This window comes from Methylobacterium hispanicum (genome assembly GCF_022179285.1).
GTDB classification, from domain to species: domain Bacteria; phylum Pseudomonadota; class Alphaproteobacteria; order Rhizobiales; family Beijerinckiaceae; genus Methylobacterium; species Methylobacterium hispanicum.
Genome location: NZ_BPQO01000021.1, coordinates 70,988 through 87,006, shown reverse-complemented (window position 1 = coordinate 87,006; position 16,019 = coordinate 70,988). Strand labels below are relative to the sequence as shown.

Genomic DNA, 16,019 nt, shown 5'->3' with positions numbered 1-16,019 from the left:
ACACGATGATGCTGTCGCGTAGGGGCGTGTCCGGACTGGCCGCGCTGATGGCTTGGCTCGTGGCGAGCAGGGCCTCGGCGACCCAATCGGCTGACCCCAAGACCCATCGGGTCGCACTGCAGGTCAGTTCTCGCGAGAACGGCGTGTTCGACCTCGCCCTCAACAACGCGGTCAATCTCGCACGCGAATACAGCAATCAGGCCGAGGAGCTTGAGGTCGAGATCGTTGCCTATGGGCCGGGTCTGCACATGCTGCGGGCCGACACATCGCCCGTGACGTCGAGGATCCACTCCATCACCGAGAGCGTGCCGGGAATCGTACTCTCGGCCTGCGGCAACACCATCAAAGCCATGGAGAAGGCAGAGGGGCACCCTCTGGAATTACTGCCACACGTCGGCATCGTTTCGGCTGGTGCAGTCCGTCTCGTGGCACTTCAGGAGGCAGGTTGGAGCTATCTCCGCGTTTGATCGCGCCGGGTCGCCGAAGGCTAGCCATTGGTTGGTCGCGAGACTGCCTCAGGGGTACATCGAGTGCACCGTTCACACATCCGCGTTTGGCGTAGTCCGCCTTCGGTCGCGCAGTAGCTGGTTCCTCGGCGCACACGACGCGCTCAAGGTTTTACAGGAACCGATGAATGCTCGGAATCGCCGTCCCCGCCGTGGCGCTGGCCATGGTCGTCGTCACGCCTGCCCTTGCGATTGAAGTGACGAAGAGCGTGATGGTGCCTGCATCGCCCGAAGCGGTCTGGAAGATGGTTGGCGGGTTTTGCGGCATCGGCAACTGGCACCTCGTCATCGAGAAGTGGGTGCTGTCTTAGAAAGGCGGCAGGCAGGAGTGAACATTGTCGATGAAGGGCAGTGACACCATCATGGAGGAAGAACAGTTCCGCGGCGACAAGAAGATAGACTACACATGCACGATAATCTCCCGCCCGCTGCCTGTGTAGAGCTATAAGTCCATGCTCATAGTGTAGAAGGACGGGAGCGGATCGAAGGTATCCTGGGCCGGAAACGTCAAGCCCAAGGGGGCCTTTGATGCTAAAGCCAAGGAGACAATTGCTGAAGTCTAGGAGGCGGGCCCGAGGGTCATCGCCGACAAGTCCCAGTAATCACGTCGGCAGGCGCAGAGATTTTGGGGCCGCTCTTTCGCACTTGGAGCGGGATCGGCCTAGATCAAAATCCGTCACCGTCGAGTAAGACGCGGATCACACCCAGGGCGTCGCCAACGTACTGCTACGCCCCGCAGCGACCTGACTGGGCGATCACATGGTGTTGCTTCGCGCCGAACCGTTCCTCTGACCTCCTATCTTCCAGGGCGACATCGAAGGGACGGTCGAGAATGCGACAGGTGAAGGTCAGGCTGATCGAGCCGGGGCTGCCGCCCCGGCGGACGCGCTTGAAAATTCCCGGTTGGGCGGGCGATCCGGAGCCCCGCACAGAAGGCTCGCAGGATTATGCCTGGCACTGCATCCCGCTCTTGGAAGCGGTCAAAGGCGGGATCGAGCTGTTCTACGCCTACGACGCCGAATTGGGCGTGAGCACCAGGGCCGCAAGACTGGTCTTTGAGGGAATTTCGCCGAGCCCGGCGGACCGGGACCGCAAAGGCCGCCGCTCTGGAGCTTCGGCGAGGCCTACTACGCCTATCGGATCCTCATCGACCTAAGGGTCGAGGAGAATTAGGTGATCAGGACCGAGATCCACCCACGCTTCTACACCGACTGGACCGGAACAGTGCCGGTCGCAATGCCGGCACTCATCCGGCACTGGGGGCCGACGATGTACTTCATGGTGTTCAAGGCCCCGGACGAAGGCCGCAGGCATATCTTCCGGAAGGACGAGCCGTTCATGCAGGTGTCCGTCGTCTCGGTTGAGGCCGATTTCGAGCTCATGGCGATGAACGAAGAGGAGGCGCCGAGCGCGAACTCCAATCGCGACGCATCTACCCCAGCCGCGAGACGCTGGCGGCGGACTCGCAGTGGACCTCGGCGACCCACACCGTGTTCGGCGGAACCTACCGGCGCATCCTAGGCGCCGCCAAGAGCCAGCGGTAAGGCTGGGCGGGGTGCGGAACCATCCACCCCGCCGCATCAGGCTCTGTACCCGTACGGCATGTCGCAGCAGTGATGGTGATGGTGGCGATGATAGTAGTATTGCGCCTGCTGTACCGTGGCCTCGCCCTAAGAGGCGGCAAGTAGCGGTTTGGCCTTCGCCGCGACCTCGTCCGGCTCCTTTAGGAGCGCCACAGCGTCGGGGATGGGCTTGGGCAGGTCGGCGTAGCTCTCGGCACGCATGGCCGCGGTTAGCACGGTCTGGGCAGGCATCGCGGCCTGTGCTGGGTCGGCGGCCGCGAGCAGGTTGACGGCCCCGATCAGGCAGCGACTGGCTTGTCCATCGACGGGAACCTCCCTTGAATGGCGCGGCCCGCCCCGGGAAAAGCGCGGACGGAAGCGCCGCCGGAAACACCACCTGCGGTAAAGCAGTTCCGGCTTGCCCAAGGCCAGGCAAGCACTTCTCCAACATGAGCATTGAAGTGCTTGCCGCCACTCGCTATTGTCGGTGCCGGCATTCGATGAAATTGATTTTAGTCAATTTCATTCACATCTTCAGTTGCTAAATGCAGCTCGACTACACACTGCATCGTCGTCGCAGACATGCGGCGTGTGCCTGCCGCTTTTCGAGGAGACTGCGATGGCGAGACGTTTGCGTTGGTTCCTGCTGGTTCAACTCGCGGTCGTGCCTGCAGCGTTCGCCCAGCAACCTGCGGCGTCACCGGACGCGCCGGCGTCCTTCGTCGAACCAACGAACGCGGCCCACCGGCACTGTTCCGGCTCGTGTCTGAAGACCGGCGCCCTGCAGTGGTTCTGCCGGCCCGACCAGACGTGCTCCATCGATTGCGCGACCGCGCCGCCGAAGATGCACTGCCACGATCCGCAGCGGTAGTCAGACGGCCTTGCCGACCAGGCTCCCGATTCCTGCCGTGACGGCCATGGCCAGTACGCCCCAGAAGGTCACCCGCGCCGTCGCCCGGGCGATGGGGGCGCCGCCCGCCTTGGCGCCGAGTCCCCCAAGCACCGCCAGGAATACCAGCGAGGCCCCCGACACCGTATAGACCGCGATGTTGCCGGGCGAGAGCGCCGCCGTCGCCAGGGGTAAGGCCGCGCCGGCCGAGAAGGTCGCCGCCGAGGTCAGCGCCGCCTGGACCGGCCGAGCCGTCGTGACCTCGGAGATGCCGAGCTCGTCCCGGGCATGGGCGCCGAGCGCATCCTTGGCCATCAGTTGTTCCGCGACCTGCAAGGCGAGCGCATGGTCGAGGCCCCGGTCGACGTAGATCCGCGCGAGTTCCTCCCACTCGGCGGCCGGGTCGTCGCCGAGCTCGCGCTGCTCGCGGGCGAGGTCGGCCTGCTCGGTGTCGGCCTGGGAACTCACCGAGACGTACTCGCCGGCCGCCATCGACATCGCGCCTGCCACGAGGCCCGCGCTGCCGGCGACGAGGATTTCACCCGTGTTGGCGGACGAGGCTGCCACACCCACGATCAGGCTCGCGGTGGAGACGAGGCCGTCATTTGCGCCGAGGACGGCGGCTCGCAGCCAGCCGATGCGGTCGATCAGGTGCCGCTCCTGGTGGACGGGTCGCATGGGCGTCAGGATCCCCGGGGCAGCATGCGGCGCAGGACGGCGTCGTGCCAGAGGTAGTGGTGCACGAGGGCGGCGACCGCGTGGAACAGGGCCAGGACCATCAGCACGTTGGCGGCCAACCCGTGCCAGTGAGTCAGGGGCCGCCGCCACTCCGGGTCGCCGATCTGCGGCAGGCTGACCGGGCCGAGGGAGACACCGCGCACGAAGGCGTTGGCGATGCCGAGGCCGACGATGACCAGCAGCAGGACGTAGAGCGCGGCGTGGGTCGCCTTCGCCAGGCGATGAAGGGGCCCAGGGTCATCGACCGGCAGGTCGCGGCCCCGGGCCCGCCGCCAGATGAGGAAGGCTACGACGAGGCCGGTGAGGACGAAGCCCAGGTCGAAATGGGCCGACCAGATGCCGGAGCGCAGGGCACTCTTTGGGACAAGGTCTTCGAGGAACGTCCCGACCAGCCATAGGCCGAGCACGAGCGCCGCGGTCAACCAATGCAGCGCGATGGTGCCGCCGTCGTATCTCGCCGTCGGCCGTGTCGTATCGTCGGGTGCATTCATGGTCGAGATCCTGCCTACGCCGGTGATGCTGCCGGGGGATGACGGTCGCCGACGGCTGGACCCGCCGGGGCTATGGCTCGCCTGCCCTTGGCGCTGATGAACCAGAGACCCTCCGGGTCCCGGCTCGACAGCCGCGGGCGGATCAACCCGCGTTCCCTCAGGGACCGGACCGTGCGCATCTCCCAGGGCTTGGGCGAGACAAGCGGTCCCTCCCGGTCGAGCCGGAGCAACATGGCTCGCTGGCCGGGCGTGAGGGGAGGCTGAGGCGTCGTTCGATCCCGGGGGCGCATCTCTAGTTTGGAATTAATATAAACTGATCGCGGGTCAAGGGGAAACCCCGCGCCTGACGGCGCGGGGTTGGCTGTCGTCAGGGCTTGGCGGGTGTTTGGGCCGGAGCCTGCTGGCCCTGCAGGTCGACCGGCTTGTTGTCGTTGAGGTCCCAGCCGGTGTTCGGGTCGGTGTGCGTCCGCTGGAGCTGCGCCCGCATCTGCCACTGGTACTTGGCGATCCCGTGCTCGACCTCCTGCAGCAGGTTCGACGTGGTGGGGTCGACGTCCTCGGTCGTCTTGATGGCCGCGTGCACCTCCTCGCCGACGCGCTTGTAGGCGTTGGTGAACCACACGAGGATCTGCGCATCGTCGAGGAAGCCGCCGGGAATCTCCGGCACGCCGGAAGTCTTCACGATGGTGTTCGCGCGCCCGTCGGCCGAGACGCCGACCGCGAGGAGGCGCTCGGCGATGGTGTCGGCGTACTTCGACAGGCCCTCGTAGTGCTCCTGCAGCAGGAGGTGCAGCGGGTAGTACAGGGTGCCCGATGCGTTCCAGTGCGCCTGCTTGGTCTGCAACTGGAGTTGCTGCAACTCGGTCAGGGTCTGCTGAAGGGCGGCGACGTCCTTCTTCATGCCCTCCTCGCCGGCACCGAGGTCGATGACCGGCTGGCGGCTGACCTCGTTCGTCGGGAATGCCCCGAGGGGCTGGCGGCTTGTCACCTGGGTCTGCGAGGACTGGCGAACGCCCTCGGTCTTGTTGCTAGGGCCCTGTGAACCCGCGGGCTGGGTCGCGGTGGTTTCCTGGGCGACCTGCATGCGCGCCAGGATCTGTGCGGCGGAGGGGGCGACCGCCTTGGCGGGGGTTGAGGCTGGGGCGGCCTCGCGTGCCAGGGCTGGTGTGAGCACGGTCGAGGCCAGGAGGAGCATGGCCGCCAGGGCGTGGATCGGACGGGTCATCGGGAACCTTGGGAACGCTGCATTGGGTGAGGTCCCGCACGCCTTCGGGCAGCCGGGAAGCCCTAGCTGGGACGAACACGGCCTCCCCCTCGTTCCGGTATGAACCCGAATTTAGGCACCGGGGATTCCTGCCCCGCTTGTCCCCTGGCGAGGTCTCGGCCATGTCACGGGAGCGTTTTCGGATAGGTTTCCGGAGGCCGTTCATTGCTTGACCTCATCGTCGGGCGCGCTGACGGGCGGCCTCGCCCGAGGGGAGCAAACCGTTGACGTCCACGCGGCGCTTCGAGGTGCGGTTGGCGACCCGCGACGGACGTCGGGTCCTGACGGCGCAGGCGGAGCGCGAGGTCGCGCTGATGGCCGAGTCGGTGATGAGGCGTTACGGCGACGACATCCTCGACGTGGGCTTTTCGGTCGCGGCCCCCGACCCGGCGGCGAGCCGGCGGATCGCCCTCTACCTCTCGACGCTGGTCAACGAACTCGACCCGGCTTGAGGTCTACGCCCCGGTTCTCGCGCGGGGCAGGTGGTTCCCAGGGTGGTGCGCAAGACACTCAACGGTGCATCGCCAGCATCCAGAAGGCCATAACGACCATCATCACGTTCTCGGTGAGCGGGACGAAGCCGAGCGGGACCTTGCTCGACCCGCCCACGCAGGCGCACTTGATGTCGCACTTGTCGAGATGGACCGCCTTTGAACACCGAGACTGAGTCTAAGCGGGCGCTGCGAGCGAGCCCCGCGGGGGTGCGGTTTCGCGACTTCGAGGCCGGGTATGAGGTTGCGCTGACCCGATACCCTGCGCGCGTGGCATCCGAGCGTCGGCCTTGACGCCCATCGCGCCCACTTGGTTGTCCCATTCGGATGCCACTTTGGGCGGGGCGCAGCGGGCGCCCGACGCAGCGTGGCCGGCTCGCGCCCCTACCGGAACCGGATCGGGCAGGGGCGGAGCGTTTCTTGAGACCGGATCGGCGGGTCAGGTGTCGACGCACGGTCGCGTAGCGGGAAGCGATTCCGGCTATCGAGGTCCGGCAGCGGATGCGCTGCCCGTCGGCCAGGATGCCGCCGGCAGTTCCGGGACGGCGTCGCGACAGGACCTGGCAATCCTCCGCATGCCCCGATCCCGCCTGTTGGAGGCGGCCGGCGATGCCGGCGTACCCAGCGCCCGTTCGATGTCGTCCAGCCGATCCGCCAGATCGGACAGGCGTCCGGCCAGGGCTTGGTCAGCCGGATGGGATGCCGGGGACATCAGGTCGGACATCGTCGCGAGTTCGACAGCGGCCGCGTCGGGAACCGCAGCGGCGACCTCAAAGGTCGCCGCCAGCAGGATCCCGATGCGTAGGGTCTCAAGCGTCGGAAGCCCGCGGTCCATGGCGGCCTTCACGGATCGGCCGGGCAAAGGCACCCGGACCGGCAGCGTCCTCGCGGCGGCTTCGGTGCCGCGTCCCTGCAGGCCATGCTTGGGCGATGCGGCAGGCCCATGAGGCCGCCCCGCCCCGAACGTCAGGAGCCACGGGCGCCGCGCGCAGCGATCGGATGCGTCCCGACGCTTCGCGCCGGACGCGAGCTCTCCGCCGGCAGCGTGACCGGCGGACCGCCTAGCGCGCCTGGCTTGCAGGGGGTCCCCTCCGGAGACCACGGCCACGTCGAGGTGGGTCCAGACGCCGCCCTCATGCAGGAAGCCGAGCGGGGCGACGAAGCCGACGTCGGCTTGGCCGCCGGCCGCGGCCCGCGCGAGCATCGCGGACATGTCCGCCCGGGATGCCGCCGCGTCCTCCATGGATGGACCGCAGGTCGGCCGCCCGATCTCGTGTCCGTCGATGACGGTCATGAACCGTCCTACGCACGCGAGCCCGCAGCTGGCCAACAGCGCGGCGTAAAGAGCGGAACCATCGTCAGAAAAGAACCCCACGACCATTGCCACCTCCGTCAGTGCACGCTCGAACCTCGCCCCCTGCGACGCTTATTTATACCATCAGTATAATACCTGCGACAAGGTGGCGGTGGCGCGGAGCCGACCCGAAGCCGTCATGAAGGTTACCGCAAACCTCCAGGATGCAGACAAATGACCTTGGGTCACGTCGCGTGGCTCGCGACGCCCAGGCGCTTGCTCCCGGGACGAGGCCATCACGCGAGGGCGACGCCGATGGGCGAGGCGAGACCCGCTGCCCGTAACGGTTCCTGGGGGGGACGGAGCAAGCCGGTCGCGCGGACGGCTGCCCGTGCGGATGCCGGATGCGCCCGACCGCCCGTCGAAACCGCGCCCTACCTGGGATGCGCCCGCGGCCTGAGGGTCATCTCATCGCGGATCGGGCTGCCGTCCAGCGGGGGCAACTTGAGCTTGGCGATGGCTCGACGCGCCGCGCGCATGTGCGGCCCCTCGCTGTATACGTCCAGGGTGATGCTGCTGCGCTTGTGCCCGACGATCGCGGAAATCATCTCGCCCGGCACCCCGGCCTGCTCCATGCGGCTGCTGAACCAGCGCCGGAAGGAGTGGAAATTCACCAGGGACCGCCGCTTGCCGGGCACCACCTCGTCGACCCCGACGCTTCGGCGGTATTCCGTGAACCGGTTCGAGGCCTTGAAGCTGCGCTCGCGCATCGAGTCGGCCTTCTTGACGGGGGGCCATTCCGGAAAAAGGTCGTCCTCGGGCTGCTTGCCGGCCGTTCGCCGGGCGACGAGTTCCGCCAGGTCGGCATGGATCGGGACGTAGCGGGCCGACGCCTCCTGCTTCTGAGGCTTGAACAGGAAGCAATTGTACGCCGTGTCGCGGACCTTCAGGTCGACGATGGCGTCGAGCCGCGCCCCGGTCAGCGCCCCGATCAGCATCAGGTCTCGCAGCTTCGGCGGGGCGGGCCCGCGGAGCAGGTCCGCGAGTTCACTGTCCTTGAAGGGCCTCTCCTTCTGGTCGTGCTTCTCCTTCGGGCCCTTGAGGCGGACGTTGGCGAACACGTTGCCCGACACGGCCGCCGTCCTCGGCACCATCCACTGCCAGTAGCCGGAGAGCCGGCCGATGTACTTGTTGAGCGTCACGTGGTGGAGGCCGGTCATCTCGACCAGCGCGTCGGCGAAGGCGTGCGCGCGCCTCACGTCGATCTCCTGAAGCGTGGCCGGGATGCGCTCGCGCTTGCACCATTCCTGCAGGAAACGCAGCGCGCGGGCGTCGTCCGCCCGGGTCCGGTCCTTGACGAAGAGCTGCTTGCGGTAGTCCTCGTGCATCAGGTCGACGGGAGTCGCCCGACCGTGCGAGATCGCCGAGAAGAGCATGGCCTTCTCGGTCTGCTCGGGAAGCGCCTCCTCGACCTCGTTCGGACCTTCCTCGGGATCTTCGACCCTGACCCAACGCGCGTCCTTCCAGCGGATCTCCGCATGGCGCTCGTAGACCGCCTCCTGAAACTCCTGCCAATCCTCGGCACTGCCGTTCCGCTTGAGTTCCTCGGCGACCTTCGAGAACTCAACGGCGATCTTCATGTCGTCCACGCCGGGGCGCCCCACCGCCTCCATGGCCTCCGCGATCCGCCGCTTGAAGCGCTCCACGTGCTTCCTCTTGAGCACGTTCGCCTCCCTGAGGCTGTCCGTGCCGAGATTGTGCACGAGCTTCGTGGCCCCGAGGGCGCGCCGCACCGGTACCGGAACCGAGACCGTGACCCGCCACGTACCGCCGTGCAATTCCAGGTAAGCCTTCTTCGGGTCGGGCGTGCGGGCCAAGACGTACTCCATGCGGAGCCCAGCGCGGCGACGCTTCACTCCTGCCAAGCGGGATGCCGGGCACCTCAGACAGTCAATCGTCGGTCCGCTGCAGTGTCGATGATGGGGCGAGTACCTTGATCCAACACTAACGCGTCGTGCTGCTGCCAACCGGCTCCGCCCCGGTCCCCAAGCCGGTCGCCGTGCTAGTCGTGGGCGAATAATTATACCGTAGATAAGAAACGATGGCCACCGCCCGGCGCGCAGCTAGGACCGATGCGCGTCGGCGAGAGCGAGCTCATGTCACTTCATGCCCAGCGAGATGCAGGGCCGATGACACGACCGGACCGTCATGCCGGTGCTTTGCTCCCTTTTGGCAGGACGCATCACGCGCCGAGGGGCGCCTCATACACCGGGATATGGATGTGGGTTTCTCCGGAAGCCTCGCGACCGTGCCGACGCGGGTATGCAGCAGCGCCCACAGGGTCCGAGTCCGGTTACGCGCTCTCAACCACGCCATCGTTTTTGCGGCGCGGGTAGCCTGGGCGTTCACGACTGCGAGTCTTGTTCCGTGCACCCTGTTCGCAACTTGGGGGGATACATGGACCAGCGGCTCCTGGCACAGCTAACCGGAATGGCCAACAAGCACGCTCAGGCGTTGAACGCCTTACCCGTTCGGGAACGCATGGAATACATGCGCTCGCTCGTCGGGTCGGCTGACTGTGCCTGGGCCGTGTTCCCGGACGGGGAGGGATCGGGCGTCCCGCACGTGATCCTCGTCAAGGGGAAGCGCGTGGGCCGGCGTATGGAGAAGTCCGGCCGCCTCAAGGGGAAGGTGACCGCGGTTCCATGCATCGACCGCTTCATGGCGGAGGCGTTGAACGATGCCTTCGGCGACGGGTCCACCACCTTGCCAGGAACTGCGCAACCCTCTCCTGAAGTCGCGGCCTTGCTGCGTGCGAACACGACCGAGATGCGCCGCCTTGTCGATGAGGCGAACCGAAACGGCGATCTCGTGAGGGACGGAAAGGTGACCGTGGAAGACCTTTTCCTCCGGGCCGACGTGGTGCACGCGGTCTGGTCGGACCCATCCTCTCCCGGTGGCGTCGGCAAGATGCTGGCCAAGGGCGAAGGCCGGCTCATGCTCATCAGCCAGGGCACCAAGGGCGTTCCCACCAGAACCGTGGCCCTCCGGTTCCTCGACCGCGTCCAGGCCGAGCAAGCTTGGCTCATTTACGGCGACGGACGCGGCGCGATGAGCCAGGCATCCTGAACCGGCCTTCGCGTTCGGCTTCACCCGTAGTCGCGGGCGAGCGGCGTGGCATTGCCGACCCGGGGTCACACGGGCCATCGGCACATGGGCTTGCGGTTCTCGCCGGGGACGACGGAGGCGGCATGACCTGCACGCGCCCGGGATCGAGGACGGTCGGCAGGCTTCGCGGTCTGCCACCCTCCTCAGGCGGACGAACGACGGCGCTGTCGCAACCCAAGAACGGTCCGATCAGGCCGGGGCGGTGAAACGCGTCGAACGGACCCCTGCCGTATCACGGACCGCGAACGCGCATGCTCCAAGGCAGAACAGGCACGCCGGCGAAGGCCGCTCCCTTGACCCGTGCGGCGCTTCGCACGAGGGCGAGGCTGTCCCTACACACGAACACGTCGATGCGTTGTTCCGGGGTGGGGCTCTCGAAGCGTCGCCGCTCCGGCATCCGAGCTGGATGGAACCACGACGGACCGGGTCGAGCATGACCGCGGGATCTGGCGGCGAAGGCCGCTGATCCCCATCCGAGGCGGGGAACCCCTGGCGGTGGTAGGACGAGGCCCAAGGATCCATAAATCCCATGGCCCTCCCAAGCCATCTCCCGACAAGTCACGGAGGGGAAAGAGTATTTTTCCAGTTCAATGGCTTAGCTCCGACCGGGGTAACGGTCCCCTCAGCTCCACCAGGTCCCTCAGAGGGCCTGATGGACCCCGAAATCCTTGAACACGCATATCTTTTCGGATCGGCCGGCGCTCGCGCGCGGGACGGCCGTGCCTGTTGAGAACGGCCGCTCCTTCGATCGCGGCGCGCTGACGGCCCCCGCTTGCCGGATCACCGCGCGCGGCGGGCGCGGGCGCTTGCCTTTAACGGCGGCTTAGGCGTCTTCGGGGAACAAGGAGCTTTTCGCACGGGACCCCACGCGCCATGGACACCAGCACGATGCGGGAATCCGGTGCCGGCCTGCCGGCCGACGGCATCCTGCCGGCCGAGGACATCGCCGCGCTCGCCGAGGCCGGCGCGATCCGCGCGGACGCCCCCTTCGCCCCCGGCCAGATCCAGCCGGCGAGCCTCGACCTACGCCTCGGGCGGCGCGTCTTCCGGGTACGCACGAGCTTCCTGCCGGGGCGGGAGCGCCCCGTCTCCGCCTGCGTGGCGGCGCTCTCCCTGCACGAGATCGACCTCAGCGAGGGCGCGGTGCTGGAGACCGGCTGCGTCTACATCGCCGAGTTGCAGGAGAGCCTCGCGCTGCCGGGCGATCTGGCGGCCTCGGCGAACCCGAAGAGCTCGACCGGGCGCATCGACGTGTTCACCCGGGTCATCACTGACCGGGCGGCGGCCTTCGATCAGGTCGAGCCGGGCTATGCCGGCCCGCTCTACGCCGAGATCTCGCCGCGCACCTTCCCGGTCCTGGTGCGCGCGGGCTCGCGCCTGTCGCAGATCCGCTTCCGGCGGGGCGACCCGCGCCTGCGCGAGGCGGAACTCGCGGCACTCCACGCCCGCTCCCCCCTCGTCAGCACGGCCGAGCCCTCCTTCCAGGGGGGCGTGGCGGTCTCGGTGGATCTGGCGGGCTTCGACGGGCTGATCGGCTACCGGGCCAAGCGCCACACGGGCCTCGTCGACGTCGACGCGCCCGGCCGCCACCGCGTCCGCGACTTCTGGGAGCCGCTCGCCGCCGACGGTTCGGGCACGCTGATCCTCGACCCCGGCCAGTTCTACATCCTGGCCTCGAAGGAGGCGGTGCAGGTTCCGCCCGACCACGCCGCCGAGATGGTGCCGTTCGATCCGCTGGTGGGCGAGTTCCGGGTGCACTACGCGGGCTTCTTCGACCCGGGCTTCGGCCATGCGGGGGCGGGCGGCAGCGGCGCCCGGGCCGTGCTGGAGGTGCGCTCGCGCGACGTGCCCTTCCTGCTGGAGGACGGCCAGATCGTCGGCCGCCTCGTCTACGAGCGGATGGCCGCGCTGCCCCGGACCCTCTACGGCGCGGCCGGCGCCGGCTCGAACTATCAGGCCCAGGGCCTCAAGCTCTCGAAGCACTTCGCCTGAGCGGCCCGCCGAGGGCCGCCCCCTGGACGGCGCCGGCCGGGCGCGGGCGGGAACCCGTGCCCGGCCGCCCGCTCAGGCGGCCCGCACGGTGGCGAGGAAGCGTCCGACCTCTGCGCTCAGGTGCTCGGACTGGCGCGACAGCTCGGAGGCCGAGGCCAGCACCTGGGCGGCGGCCGCGCCCGTCTCGGACGCCGCGCCGGCGACGCCGGCCACGTTCGTCGTCACCTCGGCGGTGCCGGTGGCCGCCTGCGAGACGTTGCGCACGATCTCCTGGGTCGCCGCGCCCTGCTCCTCCACCGCCGCCGCGATCGCGTTGGCGACGCCGCTCAAGTCGCGGATCCGGCCCGTGATCCCGCCGATGGCGCCGACCGCCTGATCCGTCGAGCCCTGGATCCGGCCGATCTGCGTCGAGATCTCCTCCGTCGCTCGCGCCGTCTGGGCGGCGAGCTCCTTCACCTCGGCGGCCACCACCGCGAAGCCGCGCCCCGCCTCGCCGGCGCGCGCCGCCTCGATGGTGGCGTTGAGCGCCAAGAGGTTGGTCTGGCCGGCGATCTGCGAGATCAGCGCCACCACGTCGCCGATGCGGCTGGCAGCCTGGGCCAGATCCTGCACGAGGCCGGCCGTTGCGTCGGCCTCCGCCACCGCGTCCTGGGCGAGGTCGGCCGAGCCCGAGACCTGCCGGCCGATCTCGGCCACCGACGAGCCGAGTTCCTCCGCCGCCGCCGCAACGGTGGCGACGTTCGAGGCCGCCTGGCTCGCCGCCGCCGCCACGGCGCTCGACTGGCCGGCGGCGAGGTCGGCCGTGCCCGACATGCCGCGGGCGGTGGCCTGCAGCTCGGTCGCCGCCGCCGTGACGGTCGCCACGATGCCGCCGACCGCGCGCTCGAACCCGTCCGCCATCGCGTGCGTCGCCGCCCGGCGCTGCGCCTCGGCCCCGGCCCGGGCCAGCGCCGTCTCCTCCTCGAGCTGGCGCGTGCGGACGAGGTTCTCCTTGAACACCTGCACGGCGGCCGCGATCGCGCCGATCTCGTCGCGCCTGTCGCGGTGGCTCACCTCCGTCGTCGCGTCGCCATCCGCCAGACGGCCCATCAGGACGGTCATCGCGCGCAGCGGGCTCGAGACGGTGCGGTTCAACAGGAGGATGCCGAGGACGGCCGCGCCGACCATGACCAGAAGCCCCCCCAGGACGGCGACGCGCGCGTCCAAAGCGGCCGCCTCGGCCGCCGCGACCCGCTCGCCCAGCAGGCCCCGCTCGGCCGCGTCGATCTCCCCGGCCTTGGCGCGCAGGGCGTCCATCACGGTCCTGCCCTGCCCCGAGATCTCGATCTGACGGGCCTGGCCGCGGGTCTCCGGCTCGCGCATCAGCGCGATCGCCCGCTCGCCGACCTGCTCCCGCCACCGGCGCGCCAGCACGTCGATCTGGTCGAGGCGCCGCAGCTGCCGGGGATTGTCGGCGGTGAGGCGGCGCGCCTCGGCGAGCGCCTCGGCGTAGCGCCCGGCGCCGGCCCTGTAGGGGTCGAGGAAGCGCTCGTCGGCGGAGAGCAGGTAGCCGCGCACCCCGGTCTCCTGGTTGACCATGGCGCCGGCCAGGGCCTCGACCTGTTCGAGCACCCGGTGGGTGTGCTCGTTCCAGCTGCTGGCATCCTGCATGGACGCCACGTCGCGCCACGTGACGGCGGCCGAGCCCGCCGCCGCGAGGATGAGGACGAAGAGTACGGCGGCCAGCTTCGTGACCAGCTTGAGTCGAGCAAATGCGCGCATGGGGGCGGCTGCGTCCCGTTCGATGGATCGGAGGCATTCGATTGCGGTGGATCCGACCGATCTGTGAGCAATACCGGTAAGAGAATCTCTAATTCACCGCGCGCCTCGGGCGGGCACGTCCACAACCGAAAAAATACAGTAATCGATCAACACAACCCAGGATACCCGCTCGGGCCGCGCGCGCGCACGGTCCCGGGCAGGAGCGCGGGGCTGGGCGGGGCTGGAGGGCTGGTCCCGCCCCCCTGTCGCGACGGAACGACGCACCCCGCAGCGGGGCTCTCAGGTCCCGGAGACGCTGCGGGCGAAGGCGTGGACCAGGGGCATGTCGAGCTTGCCCGCCATGCCCAGCAGCACCTCGACGGCCTGGCCGCTCGGCATTGGAGTCCGGTAAGGGCGGCTCTCCACGAGGGCGGCGTAGATGTCGCAGATCGTCACCAGCCGGACGGGATCGCTGATCGCGCCGCCCGCGAGGCCGTCGGGATAGCCCGAGCCATCGAGCGCCTCGTGGTGGTGGCGGACGACGTCGAGGGTGAGGGCGTCGAACCCGCCCGCCTCCACGAGGATGCGGTGTCCCAGCGCGGCGTGCGAGCGCATCACGGCCTGCTCGGCGGGTTCCAGCCGGCCGGGCTTGTTCAGGACGTCGAGGGGAATGCGCGCCTTGCCGACATCGTGCACCAGGGCGGCGCGCACGATCTGCTGCCGGTCGCGCTCGGAGAAGCCAAGGTCGATCGCGAAGGTCGCGGCGAGCCCCGTCACCAGCAGGCAGTGCTGGTAGGTCGCGTCGTCGTAGCTGCGCACGGTGGACAGCCAGCGGTCGAGGCCGCCGGCCTCGACGGCCGTGAGCACGGGCGTCAGGCCCTCGTCGATCGCGGCGGCCTGGACCGCCTTGCCGTTTCGCACGGCGTCGAGCAGGCCGGTGATCACCGTGCCGGCCTCGTCGGCCCCGCGGGCGACGACCGCCTCGATGCCGGTGGAGGCCGGGCGCAGATGGGCGAGCACCGCCTGCGCCACGGTGCGGGCCGGCGTGTCGCCGGGCAGGCAGAGCTCGGCCCCCAGCCTGCGCGCCTCGGCGAGGCTGCGCTCGCCCATGCTGCGCATCAGGCAGATCAGGGGCGTGCGCGCCCCACCCGCGGCCCCTCGCAGGGTGCGCAGGCTGCGGGCGGCGTCAGGCTGCAGCAGGTCGATGTCGGCGACGAGACCGAGCACCGACTCGATGCGGCCGGGGAAGCGCCCCTGCACCGTGGAGACGCGGCAGGGCGCGATCTGCTCGAGAAGCTGGGCCAGGACGGTGTTGCGATCCGGCCTGTCGGTGAGAAGAAGGAGCATGCCCGGCGCCGAAGACGGACGGTTGACGTTGGATGCCGGACCTGTCGTTGCGGGCACGAAAGCGGGCGAAACCTCCTTCGCACCGATTGGGGGTTTTCCCAAGTCCACTCCCGAATCTATCCAACTCTTGTCCCGCCGATGACCAAGACGGCGTTAATTTCACCGCGTCACCGGGACGGGGTGTCGGGATCCGCCGCGCGCTCCGCCGCGGCGCCGGCCGCGTCCGGCACCCGGCCATCCTGGGCCGCGACGGTACGGAGGCTCTTGGACCCGGCGTCGGCACCGCCGCCCACGCGCACGAAGGGCAGGGTGAAGGCCGCCAGGAAGGCGAGGCCGAGCAGGGCGCCGGTGAGCATCCCGGCCGCAACGCCGCCTCGCGCCCGAGTCTGAGCGGGCCGGAGGGGGCCCGGCACGATCCGGCTGCGGCGGCGGAAAGCGAGGCCGCGCGCGGTCGAACGCCGGGAGGGCGCGAGATCTTCGGTCATCGGGGGTGGCTGGCCCGGCGGATCGGTGGATCCACCCGACCCTGCCGCCGCG

General features: G+C 69.0%; 14 protein-coding genes and 2 pseudogenes. 7 read left to right on the top strand and 9 right to left on the bottom strand.

Going from position 1 to position 16,019, the window contains the following annotated elements:
• The first annotated feature begins 5 nt into the window (after positions 1-5).
• The 4 genes and pseudogenes from MFF56_RS21675 to MFF56_RS21660 all read left to right on the top strand — a co-directional run bounded on the left by MFF56_RS21675 (position 6) and on the right by MFF56_RS21660 (position 2,939).
• Positions 6-467: a DsrE family protein gene (locus MFF56_RS21675; protein WP_003597852.1), complete on the top strand. Its 462-nt coding sequence runs from the start codon at positions 6-8 to the stop codon at positions 465-467.
• 167 nt (positions 468-634) lie between these two features.
• Complete coding sequence (locus MFF56_RS21670; RefSeq protein ID WP_017484328.1) at positions 635-817, top strand: SRPBCC family protein; 183 nt, start codon at positions 635-637, stop codon at positions 815-817.
• Between the two features lie 521 nt (positions 818-1,338).
• Positions 1,339-2,050 (top strand): annotated as a pseudogene (locus tag MFF56_RS32315) (hypothetical protein).
• 637 nt (positions 2,051-2,687) lie between these two features.
• Complete coding sequence (locus tag MFF56_RS21660; protein WP_012455893.1) at positions 2,688-2,939, top strand: hypothetical protein; 252 nt, start codon at positions 2,688-2,690, stop codon at positions 2,937-2,939.
• Here the strand turns inward: MFF56_RS21660 and MFF56_RS21655 are convergent, their stop codons facing one another.
• The 3 genes from MFF56_RS21655 to MFF56_RS21645 all read right to left on the bottom strand — a co-directional run bounded on the left by MFF56_RS21655 (position 2,940) and on the right by MFF56_RS21645 (position 5,411).
• A complete protein-coding gene (locus MFF56_RS21655) occupies positions 2,940-3,635 on the bottom strand; it encodes a VIT1/CCC1 transporter family protein (protein WP_012455894.1) in 696 nt (231 codons plus the stop codon). It lies immediately after the preceding gene.
• 5 nt (positions 3,636-3,640) lie between these two features.
• Positions 3,641-4,186, bottom strand: a complete 546-nt coding sequence (locus MFF56_RS21650) for a cytochrome b (RefSeq protein WP_012455895.1) — start codon at positions 4,184-4,186, stop codon at positions 3,641-3,643.
• A 367-nt stretch (positions 4,187-4,553) separates the two neighbouring features.
• The gene (locus tag MFF56_RS21645) at positions 4,554-5,411 is read right to left on the bottom strand and encodes a Dps family protein (protein WP_012455896.1); all 858 of its coding nucleotides are present in this window, start codon (positions 5,409-5,411) and stop codon (positions 4,554-4,556) included.
• A 263-nt stretch (positions 5,412-5,674) separates the two neighbouring features.
• Here MFF56_RS21645 and MFF56_RS21640 point away from each other — a divergent pair, with 263 nt between their 5' ends.
• A complete protein-coding gene (locus tag MFF56_RS21640) occupies positions 5,675-5,902 on the top strand; it encodes a hypothetical protein (protein ID WP_012455897.1) in 228 nt (75 codons plus the stop codon).
• A 58-nt stretch (positions 5,903-5,960) separates the two neighbouring features.
• On the opposite strand, the pseudogene MFF56_RS21635 reads toward MFF56_RS21640, so the two are convergent.
• From MFF56_RS21635 to MFF56_RS21625, 3 genes and pseudogenes are all read right to left on the bottom strand, one after another.
• Positions 5,961-6,101, bottom strand: a pseudogene (locus tag MFF56_RS21635) (glutaredoxin); the annotation flags it as partial.
• Between the two features lie 321 nt (positions 6,102-6,422).
• The gene (locus MFF56_RS21630) at positions 6,423-7,235 is read right to left on the bottom strand and encodes a hypothetical protein (protein WP_231343950.1); all 813 of its coding nucleotides are present in this window, start codon (positions 7,233-7,235) and stop codon (positions 6,423-6,425) included.
• 434 nt (positions 7,236-7,669) lie between these two features.
• Positions 7,670-9,124, bottom strand: coding sequence for a tyrosine-type recombinase/integrase (locus tag MFF56_RS21625; protein ID WP_017484323.1), 1,455 nt, complete (start codon positions 9,122-9,124; stop codon positions 7,670-7,672).
• A 568-nt stretch (positions 9,125-9,692) separates the two neighbouring features.
• Here MFF56_RS21625 and MFF56_RS21620 point away from each other — a divergent pair.
• Entirely contained in the window at positions 9,693-10,364 is a 672-nt protein-coding gene (locus MFF56_RS21620; protein WP_012455900.1) for a hypothetical protein, read from the top strand.
• 912 nt (positions 10,365-11,276) lie between these two features.
• Complete coding sequence (locus MFF56_RS21615) at positions 11,277-12,395, top strand: 2'-deoxycytidine 5'-triphosphate deaminase (protein WP_066925732.1); 1,119 nt, start codon at positions 11,277-11,279, stop codon at positions 12,393-12,395.
• Between the two features lie 72 nt (positions 12,396-12,467).
• Here MFF56_RS21615 and MFF56_RS21610 read toward each other — a convergent pair whose 3' ends face one another.
• From MFF56_RS21610 to MFF56_RS21600, 3 genes are all read right to left on the bottom strand, one after another.
• The gene (locus MFF56_RS21610) at positions 12,468-14,156 is read right to left on the bottom strand and encodes a methyl-accepting chemotaxis protein (protein WP_238230996.1); all 1,689 of its coding nucleotides are present in this window, start codon (positions 14,154-14,156) and stop codon (positions 12,468-12,470) included.
• 279 nt (positions 14,157-14,435) lie between these two features.
• Positions 14,436-15,482, bottom strand: coding sequence for an HD-GYP domain-containing protein (locus tag MFF56_RS21605; RefSeq protein ID WP_066927823.1), 1,047 nt, complete (start codon positions 15,480-15,482; stop codon positions 14,436-14,438).
• 167 nt (positions 15,483-15,649) lie between these two features.
• Positions 15,650-15,838: a hypothetical protein gene (locus MFF56_RS21600; RefSeq protein WP_156454060.1), complete on the bottom strand. Its 189-nt coding sequence runs from the start codon at positions 15,836-15,838 to the stop codon at positions 15,650-15,652.
• Positions 15,839-16,019: the final 181 nt, after the last annotated feature.

Bases quoted from the DNA above. Each gene is read 5' to 3' on its own strand.
- MFF56_RS21605 (WP_066927823.1), bottom strand. From the start codon at position 15,482: ATGCTCCTTCTTCTCACCGACAGGCCGGATCGCAACACCGTCCTGGCC.
- MFF56_RS21645 (WP_012455896.1), bottom strand. From the start codon at position 5,411: ATGACCCGTCCGATCCACGCCCTGGCGGCCATGCTCCTCCTGGCCTCG.
- MFF56_RS21670 (WP_017484328.1), top strand. From the start codon at position 635: ATGCTCGGAATCGCCGTCCCCGCCGTGGCGCTGGCCATGGTCGTCGTC.
- MFF56_RS21610 (WP_238230996.1), bottom strand. From the start codon at position 14,156: ATGCGCGCATTTGCTCGACTCAAGCTGGTCACGAAGCTGGCCGCCGTA.
- MFF56_RS21650 (WP_012455895.1), bottom strand. From the start codon at position 4,186: ATGAATGCACCCGACGATACGACACGGCCGACGGCGAGATACGACGGC.
- MFF56_RS21660 (WP_012455893.1), top strand. From the start codon at position 2,688: ATGGCGAGACGTTTGCGTTGGTTCCTGCTGGTTCAACTCGCGGTCGTG.
- MFF56_RS21620 (WP_012455900.1), top strand. From the start codon at position 9,693: ATGGACCAGCGGCTCCTGGCACAGCTAACCGGAATGGCCAACAAGCAC.
- MFF56_RS21615 (WP_066925732.1), top strand. From the start codon at position 11,277: ATGGACACCAGCACGATGCGGGAATCCGGTGCCGGCCTGCCGGCCGAC.
- MFF56_RS21600 (WP_156454060.1), bottom strand. From the start codon at position 15,838: ATGCTCACCGGCGCCCTGCTCGGCCTCGCCTTCCTGGCGGCCTTCACC.
- MFF56_RS21625 (WP_017484323.1), bottom strand. From the start codon at position 9,124: ATGGAGTACGTCTTGGCCCGCACGCCCGACCCGAAGAAGGCTTACCTG.
- MFF56_RS21655 (WP_012455894.1), bottom strand. From the start codon at position 3,635: ATGCGACCCGTCCACCAGGAGCGGCACCTGATCGACCGCATCGGCTGG.
- MFF56_RS21675 (WP_003597852.1), top strand. From the start codon at position 6: ATGATGCTGTCGCGTAGGGGCGTGTCCGGACTGGCCGCGCTGATGGCT.
- MFF56_RS21630 (WP_231343950.1), bottom strand. From the start codon at position 7,235: ATGACCGTCATCGACGGACACGAGATCGGGCGGCCGACCTGCGGTCCA.